We start from the raw sequence: 17959 nt of genomic DNA, 5'->3' as shown, positions 1-17959 counted from the left end.
CGAGACCGCGTCAGTCCGTCGGACGGCGTTTCGCGGGTCAGACGAGACCCGGAAAGAAGATCTTCAGCTCGCGCTCGGCGGACTCCTCGGAGTCCGAGGCGTGGATCAGGTTCTCCCGGACGATGGTGCCGAAGTCACCTCGGATGGAGCCGGGCGCGGCGGCGATCGGGTCGGTCGGACCGGCGAGGGCACGCACGCCCTCGATGACGCGCTCGCCCTCTACCACGAGCGCGACGACCGGACCGGAGGACATGAAGGCGACCAGCGGCTCGTAGAAGGGCTTGCCCTTGTGCTCGCCGTAGTGCTGCTCCAGCGTCTCCTGGTCGAGCGAGCGCAGTTCGAGTGCGGAGATCGTCCAGCCCGCCTTGCGCTCGATACGGCCGATGATCTCGCCGATCAGGCCACGACGGACGGTGTCGGGCTTGAGCAGGACGAGAGTGCGCTGGGTCATGTGCGGCTCCAAGCATTTTTTCTACGAGCGTGTGGGTTGACCGGCACGATACCGGCACCCACTACACCGCGTTACCTCCGGCCCCGGAAGCCCGCCCGCCGGGGAGGCCTAAGCCCCGGCCTCGGCTTCCGCCTGTGCCGCGAACCGCGCCTTCGCCTCGTCGATCTTCTGGCCGAAGTGGATCGAGGCCCACCACAGGGCCGCGAACACCGCCCCCATGAAGAACATGATCGGCACGATGAACCCGCTCGCGATGAGCGCGATCTGCAGCGCCCAGCCCAGCTGCACCCCGCCGGGACGGGTGATCATTCCGCACAGCAGGACGCTGACCAGCATCGCGATGCCGCAGACCGTCCAGACCGTGCCCATCGACAGGTCCGGGTCCTTCATGGCGACCAGACCGGCGAAACCGATGACGAAGAACTCGCCGATCAGCGTCGAAGCACAGAGCGTACGCACAGGAGTCAGCCCCTCCCCAGGAGCAGTCGGGCCTCGCCGACGGTGATGACGGAGCCGGTGACCAGGACGCCGCCGCCCGCGTACTCGCCCTCTTCCTCGGCGAGGGTGATCGCGGCTTCGAGCGCGTCCGGCATACGCGGCTCGACCTGGACGCGGTCGTCGCCGAAGACCTCGACGGCGAGCCCGGCCAGCGTGTCCGCGTCCATCGCGCGGTGGCTGGAGTTCTGCGTGACGACGACCTCGGCGAAGATCGGCTCGAAGGCTTCGAGCAGGCCCTTCATGTCCTTGCCGTCGCTCGCCGCGACCACGCCGATCAGCCGGCTGAAGTCGAAGACCTCGCTGATCGCCTCGGCGGTCGCGCGGGCGCCCGCCGGATTGTGCGCGGCGTCCAGGACGACGGTCGGCGAGGTCCGCACGACCTCCAGGCGGCCCGGCGACGAGACCGAGGCGAAGGCCTTGCGGATGGTGTCGATGTCGAGCGCACGCGCGTGCTGCGAGCCGATGCCGAAGAACGCCTCCACCGCGGCGAGCGCGACCGCGGCGTTGTGCGCCTGGTACGCGCCGTGCAGGGGCAGGAAGATCTCTTCGTACTCCCCGCCGAGGCCGCGCAGGGTCAGCAGCTGGCCGCCGACCGCCATCGAGCGGGAGACGATGCCGAACTCCAGGCCCTCGCGGGCCACCGTCGCGTCGACCTCGACGGCCTTCTTCAGGAGCACCTGCGCCGCGTCAACCGGCTGCTGGGCCAGGATCACCGTCGCGTCCGGCTTGATGATGCCGGCCTTCTCCGCGGCGATCTCGCCCGGCGTGTTGCCCAGGCGGTCGGTGTGGTCCAGGTCGATGGGGGTGACGACGGCGACCGAGCCGTCGATCACGTTCGTCGCGTCCCAGCTGCCGCCCATGCCGACCTCGACGACGGCGACGTCCACGGGGGCGTCCGCGAAGGCCGCGTACGCCATGCCGGTGAGCACCTCGAAGAAGGAGAGCCGGTAGTCCTGCTGGGAGTCGACCATCTCCACGTACGGCTTGATGTCGTGGTACGTCTCCACGAAGCGCTCGGCCTCGATGGGGGCGCCGTCCAGGCTGATCCGCTCGGTGATCGACTGGACGTGCGGCGAGGTGTAACGCCCCGTGCGCAGCTCGAAGGCGCTGAACAGGGCCTCGATCATGCGGGCCGTGGACGTCTTGCCGTTCGTCCCCGTGATGTGGATCGAGGGGTACGCGCGCTGGGGCTCGCCCAGGACGTCCATCAGCGCGGAGATCCGGCTGACGGAGGGCTCCAGCTTCGTCTCTCCCCAGCGGCCCGCGAGCTCCGTCTCGACGTCGCGCAGGGCCTTGTCGATCTCCGGGTCGGTGGGGCGGGAGGGGATGTCGCTCTGGGGCGGGCCCGCCTGGGTGCGCAGGGTGCGGCTGCCCGCCTCGATCACGGCGAGGTCGGGGTCGCGGTCGGTCTCGGCTCCGACGATCTCGTCGAAACGGTCATCACGATCGTCACGGTCGTCGCGGTCGGGGTGCTCGCTGTCAGGCGGGGGGAGGTCACTCACGCAGGCCAGTCTACGGACGGGGTGTGACAGTCGCCGCCGGGACCTGCTCGGGTTCCGCTCGGGACTTTGGTCCCGTCCGATTCAGGACCTTGGTCCCCCCGATCCGGTCAATCGCCGGGCAAACTTGGCGATCATGGACATAGGCATCGACCTCGGCACAGCGAACACCCTTCTCTACGTCCGCGGGCAGGGCATCGTGCTCAACGAACCGTCCGTGGTCGCCGTCAAGGAGGGCGCCAGAACGGCCCTCGCCGTCGGTACGGAGGCCAAGCAGACGATCGGCCGTACGCCGGGGTCCATCACCGCGATCCGCCCCCTGCGAGACGGTGTGATCAGCGACTACGAAGCCGCCGAGGAGATGATCCGGCACTTCGTGCGCAAGGCCGTCCCCGGACGCCGTCCTCGTACGCGGATGGTGGTGTGCGTGCCGAGCGGCGTCACGCCCGTCGAGCGGCGGGCCATCGTGCACGCGGCGCAGCGGGCGGGGGCCCGGTCCGTGCACCTGGTGGAGGAGCCGATGGCCGCGGCGATCGGGGCGGGGCTTCCGGTGGCGGACCCGCGGGGATCGATGGTGGTCGACATCGGCGGCGGGACGAGCGAGGTCGCGGTGATCTCCCTGGGCGGGATCGTCACTTCGCAGTCGCTGCGGGTGGGCGGTGACCGCCTGGACGAGGCGATCACCAACTTCGTGCGCAAGGAGCACGGGCTGCTCATCGGCGAGCGGACGGCGGAGGACATCAAGGTCGCGATCGGCTCGGCGTGGCCGGTACCGGGGGACGACGAGCTGGAGTCCCGGACGTTCACCGTGCGGGGCCGGGAGAAGGTGCGGGGGCTCCCGAAGACGGTGGAGCTGACGGCGCGTGAGGTGCGGACGGCGCTCGACGAGCCGGTGGAGGCGATCATCGCCGCGGTGCACTCGACGCTGGAGGAGTGCCCGCCGGAGCTGTCCGGCGACGTCATGGAACACGGCATCGTCCTGACGGGCGGCGGCGCCCTGCTCCCCGCCCTCGACCTGCGCATGGCCTCGGCCACCGGAATCCCGGTCTTCGTGGCGGACGACCCGCTGGACAGCGTGGCGCTGGGCTGCGGAAAGTGCGTGGAGGACTTCGACGCGCTGGAACGGGTGATGTCGGCGGCTTAGGCCTGCGGCCGACGGGGCGGGACTGCTGCGGGGCCGTGCGGCAGGCGGGCGGAATTGGGCCGCTCTGCCTGAATTATCGTATGTATGACCTTTGTTGGGGTTGGTGCGGGGTCACGGCGTGGCGGGCTCCGAAAGGGGGGCACCGGGGGTCAAATCACACCATGTGGTATGCCCAGAATCCCGGCCGGCGGACCCGCCAGCTCCTCGGCGACGGCGCGGTCCTGCTCTGGACCGCGCTGTGGACCGCCGCCGCCGTAGTCGCCTACCGGCTGGCCTGTCTGCTCACCCGCCCCGCCCCGGAACTCCCCGCCCCGCCCCTCGGCGACCCTTCCCGGCTGCCCCTGGTCGGCGATCGCGTCGACTCCGCCCTGCGGCTCGCCGCGGACTTCGCCGGAGCCGGCGACCCGGTGACCGTCCGCGCGGCGGTGGTCGTGGGCGCCGTCGTCGTCTTCCTCGTACCCGTCGGCCTCGTGCTCAACAGCTGGCTCCCCCGCCGCCTGCGCTGGGTCCGGCAGGCAGCCGCCGCGAGGGACCTCGCCGCGAGCTCCGACGGCCGCGAACTCCTCGCGCTGCGCGCCCTGCTGCGTCCCCTGGACGAGGTCGCGCGGACCGCGTACGAACTGCCCGACGCCACCGCGGGCAGCCTCGCCGAGGGCTGGCGCGGCGGCGACCCCGAGATCATCGACGCCCTCGCGGAGGCGGAGCTGGTGCGCCTGGGGCTGCGTATCCCCGAGCAGGTGTACATCCCCGTGCAGGAGACGGCAGGGCAGGAAGACGGGACAGGGCCCCTGGAACCGGTCGGTTCCAAGAGCCCTGTCTCCACCGCGTGACGCGGCGCACCGCGCAAGACGGCGTGGCTAGCCCTGCGGCAGGCCCTCCAGCTGGGCCTGGAGCCGGCTGATGTCGGCGTCCGCCTTGGTGAGGCGGCCCCGGATCTTGTCGACCACGTTGTCCGGCGCCTTCGCGAGGAACGCCTCGTTGCCCAGCTTCGCCGTGGCCTGCGCCTTCTCCTTCTCGGCCGCCGCGAGGTCCTTGGCGAGGCGCTTGCGCTCCGCCGCGACGTCGATCGTGCCCGACAGGTCGAGCGCGACCGTGGCGCCCGAGACCGGCAGCGTGGCGGTGGCCGCGAAGCCCTCGCCCTCCGGCTGGAGGCGCAGGAGCTGGCGGATGGCCGCCTCGTGCGGGGCGAGCGCGGTGCCGTCCAGGGTGAGCCGGGCCGGGACCTTCTGGCCCGGCTGGAGGCCCTGGTCGGCGCGGAAGCGGCGGACCTCGGTGATGACCTGCTGGAGCGTCTCGATCTCCCGCTCGGCGCCGCTGTCGCGGAAGCCGCTGTCCTTCGGCCACTCGGCGATCACGAGGGACTCGCGGCCCGTGAGAGTCGTCCAGAGCGTCTCCGTGACGAACGGGACGATCGGGTGCAGCAGGCGCAGCGTCACGTCGAGGACCTCGCCCAGGACGCGCCCGGAGACCTTCGCCGCGTCGCCGCCGCCCATGAACGTCGTCTTGGACAGCTCGACGTACCAGTCGAAGACCTCGTCCCACGCGAAGTGGAAGAGGGCGTCCGACAACTTGGCGAACTGGTAGTCGTCGTAGAACGCGTCGACCTCGGCGACCGTCGCGTTCAGCCGGGACAGGATCCAGCGGTCCGTCGCCGAGAGCTGCTCGGCGGGCGGCAGTTCGCCCTCGATCGTGGCGCCGTTCATCAGCGCGAAGCGCGTGGCGTTCCAGATCTTGTTGGCGAAGTTCCGCGAGCCCTGGACCCAGTCCTCGCCGATCGGCACGTCGACGCCGGGGTTGGCGCCGCGGGCCAGCGTGAAGCGGACGGCGTCCGAGCCGTACTTGTCCATCCAGTCCAGCGGGTTGACCGCGTTGCCGAAGGACTTCGACATCTTCTTGCCGAACTGGTCGCGGACCATGCCGTGCAGCACGATCGTGTGGAACGGCGGGGTGCCGTCCATCGCGTACAGGCCGAACATCATCATCCGGGCGACCCAGAAGAAGAGGATGTCGTAGCCGGTGACCAGGACGGAGTTCGGATAGAACTTCGCGAGGCTCTCGGTCTCCCCGGGCCAGCCGAGCGTGGAGAACGGCCACAGGCCGGACGAGAACCACGTGTCGAGGACGTCGCTGTCCTGGGTCCAGCCCTCGCCGGTGGGCGCCTCGTCGTCGGGCCCGACGCAGACGACCTCGCCATTGGGTCCGTACCAGACGGGAATCCGGTGGCCCCACCACAGCTGGCGCGAGATGCACCAGTCGTGGAGGTTGTCGACCCAGTCGAAGTAGCGCTTCTCCATCTCCTGCGGGTGGATCTTGACCTTGCCGTCGCGGACCGCGTCACCGGCGGCCTTGGCGAGCGGGCCGACCTTGACCCACCACTGCATCGACAGACGCGGCTCGATGGTGGTCTTGCAGCGCGAGCAGTGGCCGACCGAGTGCGTGTACGGGCGCTTCTCGGCGACGATGCGGCCCTCGGCGCGCAGCGCGCCGACGATGGCGCTGCGGGCCTCCAGACGGTCCAGCCCCTGGAAGGGACCGGGGACAGTAATCACTGCGTGCTCGTCCATGACCGCGATGTTCGGCAGGTCGTGGCGCTGGCCGATCTCGAAGTCGTTCGGGTCGTGCGCCGGGGTCACCTTGACGCAGCCGGTGCCGAACTCGGGGTCGACGTGCGCGTCCGCGACGACCGGGATCGAGCGGTCGGTCAGCGGCAGCTTGATCAGCTTGCCGACGAGGTGCTTGTACCGCTCGTCGTCCGGGTGGACGGCGATGGCCGTGTCACCGAGCATCGTCTCGGCGCGGGTGGTGGCGACGACAACGGTCTCGTCGCCCTCGCCGTACTTCAGCGAGACGAGCTCGCCGTCGTCGTCCTGGTACTCGACCTCGATGTCGGAGATCGCGGTCAGACAGCGCGGGCACCAGTTGATGATGCGCTCGGCGCGGTAGATCAGCTCGTCGTCGTAGAGCTTCTTGAAGATCGTCTGGACGGACTGGGACAGGCCCTCGTCCATCGTGAACCGCTCACGGTCCCAGTCGACGCCGTCGCCGAGGCGGCGCATCTGCCCGGAGATCTGCCCGCCGGACTCGCCCTTCCACTTCCAGACGCGCTCGATGAACTCCTCGCGCCCGAGGTCGTGGCGGGACTTGCCCTCCTTGGCGAGCTCGCGCTCCACGACGTTCTGCGTGGCGATGCCGGCGTGGTCCATGCCCGGCTGCCACAGCGTCTCGAAGCCCTGCATGCGCTTGCGGCGCGTGAGGGCGTCGATGAGCGTGTGCTCGAAGGCGTGGCCCAGGTGCAGGGAGCCGGTGACGTTCGGCGGCGGGATGACGACGGTGTACGGGGGCTTCTCGCTGGCCGCGTCGGCGGAGAAGTAGCCGCGTTCTACCCAGCGCTCGTACAGCGTCCCCTCTACCTCGGCCGGCGCGTACTGGGTCGGCAGTTCGGTGGTGGGCGCTGGATTCTGCTGCTGAGTGTTCTCGGTCACCGCTCCAGTTTAGAGGTGTCACAGACCCGTCCCGAAACCGGATTCTTGAGTAACGGTTGCCGCCTGATCCCCCACGGCACTCCGGTGTCGGTCAGGATGTCGGCATCACATAAGCGTTCGGAGGGGAACCCACGCGATGAGTTACAACCAGCCTGGCCCGTACGGCGGGCAGCAGCCCCAGCAGCCCGGTCCTTACGGGCAGCAGCCGGGTCAGCCTGGCCCCTACGGCCAGCAGCCGCAGGCTCCTCAGCCCGGCTACGGCTACCCCCAGCAGGCCCCGCAGGGCGTCCCTCCGCAGCAGGGCGGCTACAGCCAGCCGCAGCAGCCGGGTCCCTACGGCCAGCAACAGCAGGGCCCGTACGGGCAGGTCCCGCCGCCCCCGCCCGCCGGTGGCGGCAGCGGCAAGAAGACCGGCCTGATCATCGGCGCGATCGTCGCCCTCGTCGCGATAGGCGGCGGCGTCTGGTGGTTCACGGCAGGCAAGGACGACAGCTCGTCGGCGGGCAACTCGGCCGTGGCGGACGACGGCAAGCACAAGCTGGTGACGCCCGAGACGGTGCTCTCCGAGTACAAGAAGGCCGTGTCGGCCGGCGAGGGCTTCACGGACAGCGACATGAAGAGGGCCGAGAAGGACGGCGTCAAGAACGGCGAGCCCGTCGACGCCGAGTACCAGTCGGGCGACAAGAGCAACCCGCTGGCGCAGAAGATGATCAAGTTCATGGGCGTCTACGGCGACATCGACGACCCGTCCAAGGTCGTGGACGGCATGTTCGACAAGATGGCGACGCAGTCCGAGAAGGAGGGCGCCGCCACCTCCACCGGCAAGCTGGTCGGCAGCCCGAAGAGCTTCGACGCGGACGGCGCCGTCATCAAGTGCCAGGAGACCAAGGTCAAGGGCGGCGGCTCCGGCCCCAAGGAGATCAGCATGCCGGTCTGCATCTGGGGCGACCACAGCACCCTCGGCGTCGTGATTCCGGTGGACATGGCCAGCGCCATGAGCGGCAAGGGCGCCTCGCTGGACGACGCCGCCGACACGGCGACGAAGCTCCGCAAGGAAGTACGCGTCAAGGCCTGATTTCTCGGCTGATGTCCCGACGGCGTCGCCTTGCGCCGAGCAGCCCCGGTCGCTTCGGCCGGGGCTGCTTCCGTCAGGATGTCGACATCACATAAACATACTCACGGGGGAACCCACTCATGAGCTACAACCAGCCCGGTCCGTACGGCGGCCAGCAGCCCCAGCAGCCCGGCCCCTACGGGCAGCAGCCGCAGGCCCCGCAGCCCGGCTACGGCTACCCGCCCCAGGCCCCGCAGCAGCAGCCCGGATACGGCTATCCCCAGCAGCAGGCCCCGTACGGGCAGCAGCCGCAGGCTCCCTACGGGCAGGTCCCGCCGCCCCCGCCGCAGGGTGGCGGCGGCAAGAAGACCGGCATCATCATCGCCTCCGTGGTCGCGGTCGTCGCGGTCGCCGTCGGCGGCTACTTCGTCTTCGCGGGCGGTGACGACGACAAGGGCAAGGACGGCGGCTCCTCGAACGTGGCGGGCGGCGGAGGCGGCGACACCGGCGTCAAGGACGACGGACCGCACAAGCTCATCACGCCCGCGACGGTCCTGACCGAGTACAAGCTGAGCAAGGAGGCCGGCGCCGAGAGCGGCATGACCTCCAGTGACGTCAGGGAAGCCGAGAAGCACGGCGTGAAGAACGCCAAGGACGTCGCGGGCCAGTACCAGTCGGGCACCGAGGACAACCCGCTGTCGCAGAAGATCCTGCAGTTCAACGGCGTCTACGGCGACATAGCCGACCCGGAGTCGGTCGTCGACGCGATGTTCGGCGAGGCGGAGAAGAACGCCGACGAGGCCGACAGCAGCGGCGAGTCGATGTCGCTGGTCGGCACCCCCAAGACGTACAGCCCCGCCGGGCTCGACGGCGCGGTGCTGAAGTGCCAGGAGATGAAGCTCGACTTCGGCTCGTCTACGGCGGGCGCCAGCCAGGGCCCGAGCGAGATGTCGATGGCCACCTGCATCTGGGGTGACAAGAGCACGCTCGGCATCGTGATCACCACGGACGTGGCGAACGCGATGGGCGGCAAGAGCGCCGACCTCGACGAGGCCGCCGAGAAGACGGCGAAGTTCCGCAAGGAAGTCCGCGTCAAGCTCTGACGGCCCGAGGAGAACCAGAGCAATGAGCTACAACCAGCCGGGCCCGTACGGCAATCAGCCGCCCCAGCAGCCCGGCCCCTACGGCCAGCAGCCGCCCTACGGCGCCCCGCAGCAGCCGCCCGCCCCGCAGCCCGGATACGGCTACGGCTATCCGCAGCAGCCCCAAGGCCCCTACGGGCAGGTTCCGCCGCCTCCCCCGCAGGGCGGTGGCGGCAAGAAGGCCGGGATCGTCGTCGGCGCCGTCGTCGCGATCGCGGCGATCGGCGCCGGCGTGTGGTGGTTCACCGCGGGCAAGGACGGCGGCTCCGTCGCCGATGACGGCAAGACGTACAAGCTGACGGCGCCCGCCGGCATCCTCGGCGGCGAGTACAAGAAGGACGGCTCGGGCGCCGGCGGGGGCGGTATGTCGTCGAGCGGCCTGAAGGAGCTGGAGCAGCAGGGCGTCGGCAACCCCGAGGACGCCCACGGCGCGTACAACTCCGGTTCGGGCGCGACCATGAAGAGCCTCAACTTCTCCGGCGTGTACGGCGAGATCGACGACCCGGAGAAGGTCGTGGACGCCATGTTCGCCGAGATGAAGAAGAAGTCCAAGGATGAGCCCGGCAGCGTGACGCTCATCGGCAGCCCCGAGGAGTTCACCCCGGACGGCTTCGACAACGGCGTGATGAAGTGCCAGAAGGCCGAGTTCCGCCTCGGCGCCCCCGACGACGCCGAGCAGGAGGAGGGCATCCCCAACACCTTCCAGACGCCGATGTGCATCTGGGGCGACCACAGCACGGTCGCCTCCGTCGGGCACTCCGACGCGAGCGCCACCGCGGGCGGCAAGGACATCTCCCTCGACACGGTGGCGGGCCTGACCGCCAAGCTCCGTGCCGACGTCCGCACCGAGGTCAAGTAGCCCCGCACGGCGACACGTTGAAGGGGGCACCCCGCGATCACTCGCGGGGTGCCCCCTTCGTCGTACGCGATCGGCTGCCGCTACGCGGACTTCATCTCGCCCGACCCCGGCCCCCGCGCATCACGCGGCACCAGCGTCGGGTTGACGTTCGAGTGGACGACGTCCGCCGTGATGACCACGCGGGCCACGTCCTTGCGGGACGGAACCTCGTACATCACCGACTGGAGGACTTCCTCCATGATGGCGCGCAGGCCGCGCGCGCCGGTCTGGCGCAGGATCGCCTGGTCGGCGATGGCTTCGAGCGCCTCGCGCTCGAAGTCAAGCTCCACGCCGTCGAGTTCGAAGAGGCGTTGGTACTGCTTCACGAGTGCGTTGCGCGGCTCCACCAGGATCTGGAGCAGGGCCTCGCGGTCCAGGTTGTGGACCGAGGTGATCACGGGGAGGCGGCCGATGAACTCGGGGATCATCCCGAACTTCACCAGGTCCTCCGGCATGATGTCCTCGAACCGGTCCTTCTCCTGGAGCTCGCGCTTGGAGTGGATCGTGGCGCCGAAGCCGATGCCCTTCGCGCCCGCCCGCGACTCGATGATCTTCTCGAGGCCGGCGAACGCGCCGCCCACGATGAAGAGCACGTTCGTCGTGTCGATCTGGATGAACTCCTGGTGCGGGTGCTTGCGGCCGCCCTGCGGCGGGACGGAAGCCGTGGTGCCTTCCAGGATCTTCAGAAGGGCCTGCTGGACGCCTTCTCCCGAGACATCGCGCGTGATCGAGGGGTTCTCGCTCTTGCGGGCGACCTTGTCGATCTCGTCGATGTAGATGATGCCCGTCTCGGCCTTCTTGACGTCGTAGTCAGCGGCCTGGATGAGCTTCAGGAGGATGTTCTCGACGTCCTCGCCGACATAGCCCGCCTCCGTGAGCGCCGTCGCGTCGGCGATGGCGAACGGGACGTTCAGCATGCGCGCGAGCGTCTGCGCGAGCAGCGTCTTGCCGGAACCGGTCGGGCCGAGCAGCAGGATGTTGGACTTGGCGAGTTCGATCGCGTCGTCACGGCCCTGCGCGCCGCCGGTCTCGCCGGCCTGGACCCGCTTGTAGTGGTTGTAGACCGCTACCGAGAGGGCTTTCTTCGCGGGCTCCTGGCCCACGACATAGCCCTCGAGGAATTCGTAGATCTCACGAGGCTTGGGGAGTTCCTCCCACCGGACCTCGCTCGTCTCCGCGAGCTCTTCCTCGATGATCTCGTTGCAGAGGTCGATGCACTCATCGCAGATGTACACACCGGGACCTGCGATGAGCTTCTTGACCTGCTTCTGACTCTTCCCGCAGAACGAGCACTTGAGCAGATCGCCGCCGTCACCGATGCGTGCCACGAGGTGCTTCCCCTTCGCCTGGGAGACGCCACGTTCAGCGACTCCTGGTGCCTCATATCCGACGGTACCTTGCCTGGCCCCCCGTTCGGGCCCCCCTTGGCACGGTTCACTTTGACGTGGACCGTGCCAAGGAACGGCAGATGCTACAGCCCTGCGTCAGACGACCGACGAATTGTTCATCTTCCGGGTGGAGATGATCTGGTCGACCAGGCCGTACGACAAGGCGTCCTCGGCCGTGAGGATCTTGTCGCGCTCGATGTCGTCGCGGATCTTCTCGATCGGCGTCGTGGAGTGCTTGGCCAGCATCTCCTCCAGCTGCGAGCGCATCCGGAGGATCTCGTTCGCGGCGATCTCCAGGTCGGAGACCTGTCCGCGGCCCGTCTCGCTGTAGGGCTGGTGGATCAGGACGCGGGCGTTCGGGAGCGCCATGCGCTTGCCCGGCGTACCGGCCGCGAGGAGCACGGCGGCGGCGGACGCGGCCTGGCCCATGCAGACCGTCTGCACGTCCGGCTTCACGAACTGCATCGTGTCGTAGATGGCCGTCAGCGCCGTGAAGGAGCCGCCGGGGCTGTTGATGTAGATCGAGATGTCACGGTCGGGGTCCATCGACTCCAGGCACAGGAGCTGCGCCATGACGTCGTTGGCGGACGCGTCGTCGATCTGCACGCCGAGGAAGATCACGCGCTCCTCGAAGAGCTTCGCGTACGGGTCGTACTCGCGCACGCCCTGCGAGGTGCGCTCGACGAAGCGCGGGATGACGTAGCGGGACTCGGCGGTCGGGCCGGTGTACTCGGCGTCAGTGCGCTCGTAGAGGCCGCTGCCGGGGTAGTTCTTCATCTCTGTAGGTCTCCTGAGGAGCGTGGGCTCGGTCGGCTTCGGAAGGGCTGAGCGGTTCAGGCTCAGGCTCCGGTGCCGCCGCCGCCCGGCATGCTGGCCGCGTTGGGCATGATGTCGTCGATGAGGCCGTACTCCTTGGCCTCCTGCGGGTCGAACCAGCGGTCGCGGTCCGAGTCGCGGGTGACCTGCTCGACGGTCTGACCCGTGTGGAACGCGGTGAGCTCGGCCATCTTCTTCTTCGTGAGAAGCAGACGCTCGGCGTGGATCTTGATGTCCGACGCGGAGCCCGCGAGACCGGCGGAAGGCTGGTGGATCAGGATCTCGGCGTTCGGCAGCGCGAAGCGCTTGCCGGGCGTACCGGCGCTGAGCAGGAACTGGCCCATCGAGGCCGCCATGCCCATCGCGATCGTCACCACGTCGTTCTGGATGTACTGCATGGTGTCGTAGATCGCCATGCCGGCCGTGATGGATCCACCAGGGCTGTTGATGTAAAGGAAGATGTCCTTGTCCGGCTCTGCGGCAAGGAGCAGCAACTGCGCGGTGATCTTGTTGGCGATGTCGTCGTCCACGGCCTGGCCGAGGAAGATGATCCGCTCGCCGAGCAGCCGGTTGTAGACCTGGTCGCCGAGGCCACCACCGATGGAGGGGTCGCCGGCGGCGGAGGGCATCAGATTCGTCACGTATCCACCTGCTCGTCTTACGACGGCGCCGGGCCGTCTCACGTCTTCTTCTGAGGCTTGGGACCCCGCGTGCTCGCCGCTCCGGGACGGCTTCGGGGACTCCCCTGCCCTCGTATTCATGGACCCTAACGCTCAGCCCCGTCCGGGGAATCCCGCAAAGGGACCTGTTCGCTGTGAGCGCAGGTTCTGGCGGGGGCGCCTCGTGGGCTGCCGAGCTGCCCCGTCAGGGGCGCGGGGAACTGCGCGGGCAACCCCCACAAGCCGCAGTCGCGGCTGCCGCAGACGGATCTACGGCGGGTGCGGGCCGTCGCGGGCCGGCCGCGCAGTTCCCCGCGCCCCTGAGGGCGCGACAGGCCCCCGGGATCGGGATCCCGGGGGCCTGTCTTACGTGCGTCAGAGCGAAGCTCAGGCTTCGGTCTTCTCCTCGGCGGCGGCCTCGGCCGGCTCCTCGGAGGAGGCCTCGACGGTCTCAGCCGTCTCGTCCTCGTCGTCGTCGAGGTCCACGACCTCGCCGTTCGTGTCCTTGACCGTCGCGGCCTCCACGACGACCGCGAGGGCCTTGCCGCGGGCGACCTCGCCGACCAGCATCGGGACCTGGCCGCCTTCGACGACGGCCTGGGCGAACTGGTCGGGGGACATGCCGGAGGACTGCGCGCGACGCATGAGGTGCTCGGTGAGCTCCTCCTGGTTCACGTTCAGCTTCTCCTTGTTGACGAGCTCGTCGAGGACGAACTGCGTCTTGATGCCCTTCTCGGCCTGCTCCTTGGTCTCGGCGTCGAACTCTTCCTCGGTCTTGCCCTGGATCTCCAGGTACTTCGCGAGGTCGAGGCCCATCTGGCCGAGCTGGTGGTTCACCAGGTTGTGCTTGCGGGTCTCGATCTCGTCCGCGAGGAGCTTCTCGGGGACGGGGACCTCGACCAGTTCGAGCAGCTTCTCCAGGACGCGCTCCTGGGCCTGCGTGGCCTGGTCGTACTGCTTCATGTTCTCGAGGCGCTTGCGGCTGTCCGCCTTGACCTCGTCCAGGGTGTCGAACTCCGACGCGAGCTGCGCGAAGTCGTCGTCCAGGGCGGGCAGTTCACGGGCGGCGACCTGGGTGACCTTGACGGTCACCTCGGCCTCCTTGCCGGCGGCCGAGCCGCCCTTGAGCTCGGAGGTGAAGGTGGCCTCGCCACCGGCCTCCAGGCCCTTGACGGCGTCGTCGATGCCTTCGAGGAGCTCGCCGGAGCCGATCGTGTAGGAGACGCCGGACGCGACGCCGTCCTCCAGGACCTCGCCCTCGACCTTGGCCTCCAGGTCGATCGTCACGACGTCGCCGTCCTCGGCGGCACGCTCGACCGGCGAGGTGGACGCGAAGCGCTCACGGAGCTCCTCGACGGCCTTCTCGACGTCCTCGTCGCTGACCTCGACGGCGTCGACCTCGACCTCGATGCCGGAGTAGTCCGGGATCTCGATCGCGGGACGGATGTCGACCTCAGCGGTGAAGTTGAGGGTCTCGTTGTCCTTCAGCTCGGTGATGTCCACCTCGGGCTGGCCCAGGACGTTGAGCTCGGCCTCGTTCACGGCCTCGGTGTAGAACTTCGGGAGCGCGTCGTTGACGGCCTCTTCGAGGACGGCGCCGCGGCCGAACCGCTGGTCGATGACTCGGGCCGGGATCTTGCCCTTGCGGAAGCCCTTCACCGTGACCTGCTGGTTGATCTTCTTGTAGGCCGCGTCGAGGCTGTCCTTGAGCTCCTCGAAGGGCACCTCAACAGTGAGCCGAACCCGGGTCGGGTTCAGGGTCTCCACGGCGCTCTTCACGGTTCGGTCTCCTTGGGGCTGACTTCTTGGGATTGAGCCCGGCTCAGAGACACACGGGCACACAGCTTGCATAGTAACGGCAAGCGGGAGGCGACCCACAATGCGATCTTGTGAGGGGGATCTTGCTGGTCGGGGTGGCGGGATTTGAACCCACGGCCTTCCGCTCCCAAAGCGGACGCGCTACCAAGCTGCGCCACACCCCGTCGGTGCGACACGTAGGGTACATGCCCGCAGGCAGTGCGGCGCCCGGTTAATCGCGAGTACGTACGGGGTGTGCGGAAAGGGTGTTTGACCCGCTACGATGCTTGCCGTGCCGCGGTCGCCGACCGGCAGTGTCTTCGCTGCCTCGAGCTGTCTCGGGCTGTCTCGAAATGGACTGCGGCGCGAGCTGTGCGGGTGTAGCTCAATGGTAGAGCCCTAGTCTTCCAAACTAGCTACGCGGGTTCGATTCCCGTCACCCGCTCTGTGGCCTCCGGCCCGGTTCCTCTGAACCGGGCCGGAGGCTTTTTCGCGCGCGGACGCAGGTCGCCCGTGCAACGGCTCAGGGGTTTCGTACGTTCACGGAGTAGACGGAACGGGTTCCGTAGGGGACGTAGAGGGCGTCGCCCACCAGGGTCAGGGGCGAGCCCACCGATTCGGGCATCGGCGTGGCCGGTCCCCGGCCGGAGCGGGTCCAGCCGATCTCGCCCGTGTTCCGGTCGAGTGCCGCGAGACGGCCGCTGGGGGACGCGACGTAGACGTGCGAGTCGGAGGCCAGGGGCGGGCCCGGCATTTCCACGCTGGAGTTGCGGGACCAGGCCTGGCGGCCCGTGCGGGGGTCAACGGCGCGGACCGTGCCGTTGGTGGAGGTGAAGTAGAGGGTGCCCCGGCTGAGGGTGACCGTCGCGTCGCCGGACTGCGGCGTGGCGAGGCGGACGGTGCGCAGGCGGCGGGTCCGCAGGTCGAGGGCGGTGATCCGGCGGTGCGTCTTCGCGGCCTGGTCCGTGAAGAGCAGGCGGCCGCCGGACTGGCCGACGAAGCTGAGATCGTGACGCGCGGACGCGGTCAAGGCGGGCTTCCCGGTGGCCGGGTCGAGCCGGATGATCCGGGTGCCTTCGGGCTCGTCGGCGGGGCAGAGGAGATAGCCGTGGCCGGCCGCGGACCGCAGTTCGCACTCCCCGTCCGACCGGGTGACGCGGGGGAGCGGGTGCCGCCACCGGGGCCTGCCGTCGGCGGAGCCGAGCAGGGCGTACGAGTCCCCCCGCTTGCCGTAGACCGTGAGGACCCCGCCCTTCACGCTCGCCACCGATGCGGCGACGCCGGTGGTCAGCGCTTCCGTGCCGGTCACCGGCGCCATGGCGTTGGCGCCTCGCTGGGTCGCTCTGGTCCAGAGCTCGTGGCCGGTCCGGGCGTCGATGGCCTGGATCGCGTAGTCGTTGTCGGGTTCGGCGGCGTCCGGGCTCTCCTCGGTCTGGTCGTTGCGGTAGACGAAGAGGCGGTGGCCCGATCTGCCGATGACGGCGCCCTCGTCGAGGGACCAGCTGTCGGGCCCCGCGTCCACCGGCAGGCTCCAGGCCGCTTTCCCGGTGGCCAGGGAGAAGCGCACCGCCTTGACGTCGTTCCCCGCGCACACGAGGCCGTCGAGGACCGCCGCGCAGTGCAGGAAGGGGCCGCTCGCGTCGTCCGCCGCGCCGGACGTGTCCTTCGCCTGCCAGGCCCGCCACCCCGCCGGGAGATCGCCGTCCCCCGGCTCCTGCGACGTCGCGAGGCGTACGACGACGCCCGCCCCGAGGACCGCGAGCAGCGCCCCGCCCACGGCCGCCGCGATGATCAGCCGCCTGCGGCGGCGCGGGCGCGACGGCTGCGGGGTGGTCTCGGACGAGGACGGCGGGTCCGGCAGCGGCTCGCCCCGGAGGAGGGCCAGGAGCGCGTCCGCGGTGGGGCGGGACGCGGGGTCCTTGGCGAGGCACTGCTCCACGAAGGGCAGCAACTCCTCGGGGACGCCGTCGAGTTCCGGTTCGCCCTCGACGACGCGGGTGGCCGTCTCGTACGGGCTGTCGCTGTCGAAGGGGCCGCGGCCCGTCGCCGCGTGCACCAGGACCGCGCCGAGGGAGAAGACGTCGGAGGCCGGGCCGACCTCGCGGGGCGCGGTGAGCTGCTCCGGGGACATGTAGGGCGGGGTGCCCATGACGCGGCCGGTCTGGGTCAGCGGGTCGCCCACCAGCGCCCCGGCCGTGCGCGAGACGCCGAAGTCGATGACGCGGGGCCCGTCGTCCGCGAGCATCACGTTGGCCGGTTTCAGGTCCCGGTGGACCACGCCGACCCGGTGAATGTCACGGAGAGCTTCCGTCAGGCCCGCCGCGAGCTCCCGGAGCCGCGCCGGCGGAAGCGGGCCTTCCCGGCGCACGTGGGTGCCGAGGTTCTCGCCGGGGATGTAGAGCGTGGCCATCCACGGGCTCGGCGCGTCCGCGTCGGCGTCCACGACCGGCGCGGTGAAGGCGCCGCTGACCTGGCGGGCCGCGTCGACCTCGCGGCGGAAGCGGGTACGGAACTCGGGGTCGTCCGCGTACTGGCCGTGGACGACCTTCACCGCGAGGCGCCGCCCGGAGGCGGAGCGGGCGAGATACACGACGCCCATGCCGCCGGAACCGAGCCGGTCGTCGATCGGATAGCCGCCTATCCGATCCGGATCCGAGTCGCGCAGCGCCATCCCCGAGGACCCCCGTCCCAGCGTGCCTCAGCCCGAATGCCCCGGGCGGAGGAGGCAGCGTACGCGCGGCAGGCCGCGTACGCCCCTCAGAAGCTGATCGAGTTGATGGTCTCGGCCACCTCGTTGAGGAAGCGGTTTATGGAGGGCGCCATTCCGGTCGAGGCGAGGAAGAACCCGAAGAGCACCGCGACGATCGCGGGCCCCGCTTTGATCGATCCTCCGCGGATCAGCACGATGAGGATGATCGCCAACAGCAACACCACTGACAGCGAAATGGCCACACTGATCACACCCTAGGTCGGTCTCTCCCCGGCCCGGGGGGTACGACCCCGCACACCCCCGCCAGGACCATCGTGCCACCAACGCGCCATCGGTATGCGGCCGGTGACACATCGTCGGCCAAGGCCGCACACGCCCGCCGGGAGCCCCGTGCACGCGGGCGCCCTAGGGGCGTACGAAC

15 protein-coding genes and 2 tRNA genes are annotated in these 17959 nt (G+C 69.6%); 6 read left to right on the top strand and 11 right to left on the bottom strand.

Annotated features, from left to right (window positions below; all coding sequences use genetic code 11):
- Window positions 1-37 precede the first annotated feature (37 nt).
- From ndk to folC, 3 genes are all read right to left on the bottom strand, one after another.
- Entirely contained in the window at window positions 38-451 is a 414-nt protein-coding gene (gene ndk / locus IE226_RS08725; RefSeq protein WP_190080449.1) for a nucleoside-diphosphate kinase, read from the bottom strand.
- A 108-nt stretch (window positions 452-559) separates the two neighbouring features.
- Window positions 560-910, bottom strand: coding sequence for a DUF4233 domain-containing protein (locus IE226_RS08720; protein ID WP_190080448.1), 351 nt, complete (start codon window positions 908-910; stop codon window positions 560-562).
- Window positions 911-915: 5 nt separating this feature from the next.
- Window positions 916-2451: a bifunctional tetrahydrofolate synthase/dihydrofolate synthase gene (gene folC, locus IE226_RS08715; RefSeq protein ID WP_190080447.1), complete on the bottom strand. Its 1536-nt coding sequence runs from the start codon at window positions 2449-2451 to the stop codon at window positions 916-918.
- 133 nt (window positions 2452-2584) lie between these two features.
- Between folC and IE226_RS08710 the strand changes: the two genes are divergently transcribed.
- Together IE226_RS08710 and IE226_RS08705 are read left to right on the top strand one after the other, a co-directional pair.
- Window positions 2585-3592, top strand: coding sequence for a rod shape-determining protein (locus IE226_RS08710; protein WP_190080446.1), 1008 nt, complete (start codon window positions 2585-2587; stop codon window positions 3590-3592).
- A 161-nt stretch (window positions 3593-3753) separates the two neighbouring features.
- Entirely contained in the window at window positions 3754-4422 is a 669-nt protein-coding gene (locus tag IE226_RS08705) for a hypothetical protein (RefSeq protein WP_229870639.1), read from the top strand.
- Between the two features lie 27 nt (window positions 4423-4449).
- Here the strand turns inward: IE226_RS08705 and IE226_RS08700 are convergent, their stop codons facing one another.
- Window positions 4450-7074, bottom strand: a complete 2625-nt coding sequence (locus tag IE226_RS08700; protein WP_190080445.1) for a valine--tRNA ligase — start codon at window positions 7072-7074, stop codon at window positions 4450-4452.
- 136 nt (window positions 7075-7210) lie between these two features.
- Here IE226_RS08700 and IE226_RS08695 point away from each other — a divergent pair, with 136 nt between their 5' ends.
- The 3 genes from IE226_RS08695 to IE226_RS08685 all read left to right on the top strand — a co-directional run bounded on the left by IE226_RS08695 (window position 7211) and on the right by IE226_RS08685 (window position 10129).
- Window positions 7211-8149: a hypothetical protein gene (locus tag IE226_RS08695; RefSeq protein ID WP_190080444.1), complete on the top strand. Its 939-nt coding sequence runs from the start codon at window positions 7211-7213 to the stop codon at window positions 8147-8149.
- A 119-nt stretch (window positions 8150-8268) separates the two neighbouring features.
- Window positions 8269-9231 (top strand): hypothetical protein, encoded by a 963-nt coding sequence (locus tag IE226_RS08690; protein ID WP_190080443.1) that lies wholly within the window; start codon window positions 8269-8271, stop codon window positions 9229-9231.
- Between the two features lie 22 nt (window positions 9232-9253).
- Window positions 9254-10129 (top strand): hypothetical protein, encoded by an 876-nt coding sequence (locus IE226_RS08685; RefSeq protein ID WP_190080442.1) that lies wholly within the window; start codon window positions 9254-9256, stop codon window positions 10127-10129.
- A gap of 80 nt (window positions 10130-10209) precedes the next feature.
- Here IE226_RS08685 and clpX read toward each other — a convergent pair whose 3' ends face one another.
- From clpX to IE226_RS08660, 5 genes are all read right to left on the bottom strand, one after another.
- On the bottom strand, window positions 10210-11496 hold the full coding sequence (clpX, locus tag IE226_RS08680; RefSeq protein ID WP_190080441.1) for an ATP-dependent Clp protease ATP-binding subunit ClpX: 1287 nt from the start codon (window positions 11494-11496) through the stop codon (window positions 10210-10212).
- 156 nt (window positions 11497-11652) lie between these two features.
- A complete protein-coding gene (locus IE226_RS08675; protein ID WP_190080440.1) occupies window positions 11653-12333 on the bottom strand; it encodes an ATP-dependent Clp protease proteolytic subunit in 681 nt (226 codons plus the stop codon).
- A 62-nt stretch (window positions 12334-12395) separates the two neighbouring features.
- On the bottom strand, window positions 12396-13001 hold the full coding sequence (locus tag IE226_RS08670) for an ATP-dependent Clp protease proteolytic subunit (RefSeq protein ID WP_190080566.1): 606 nt from the start codon (window positions 12999-13001) through the stop codon (window positions 12396-12398).
- A gap of 417 nt (window positions 13002-13418) precedes the next feature.
- Complete coding sequence (gene tig, locus IE226_RS08665; protein WP_190080439.1) at window positions 13419-14810, bottom strand: trigger factor; 1392 nt, start codon at window positions 14808-14810, stop codon at window positions 13419-13421.
- A 126-nt stretch (window positions 14811-14936) separates the two neighbouring features.
- Window positions 14937-15013 (bottom strand) — tRNA-Pro (locus tag IE226_RS08660).
- A 189-nt stretch (window positions 15014-15202) separates the two neighbouring features.
- On the opposite strand from IE226_RS08660, the gene IE226_RS08655 reads away from it, so the two are divergent.
- Window positions 15203-15273, top strand: a tRNA-Gly gene (locus IE226_RS08655).
- 78 nt (window positions 15274-15351) lie between these two features.
- On the opposite strand, the gene IE226_RS08650 is transcribed toward IE226_RS08655, so the two are convergent.
- Together IE226_RS08650 and IE226_RS08645 are read right to left on the bottom strand one after the other, a co-directional pair.
- Window positions 15352-17499 carry a serine/threonine-protein kinase gene (locus IE226_RS08650; protein WP_190080438.1) on the bottom strand — a complete coding sequence of 716 codons (2148 nt, stop codon included), beginning with the start codon at window positions 17497-17499 and terminating at the stop codon, window positions 15352-15354.
- An 86-nt stretch (window positions 17500-17585) separates the two neighbouring features.
- Complete coding sequence (locus tag IE226_RS08645) at window positions 17586-17780, bottom strand: hypothetical protein (RefSeq protein ID WP_160505028.1); 195 nt, start codon at window positions 17778-17780, stop codon at window positions 17586-17588.
- Window positions 17781-17959 lie beyond the last annotated feature (179 nt).

The organism is Streptomyces longisporoflavus (assembly GCF_014649775.1).
Classification (GTDB): domain Bacteria; phylum Actinomycetota; class Actinomycetes; order Streptomycetales; family Streptomycetaceae; genus Streptomyces; species Streptomyces longisporoflavus.
Note: the sequence above shows the minus strand (reverse complement) of the source record. Positions and strands in the feature narration are given on the sequence as shown.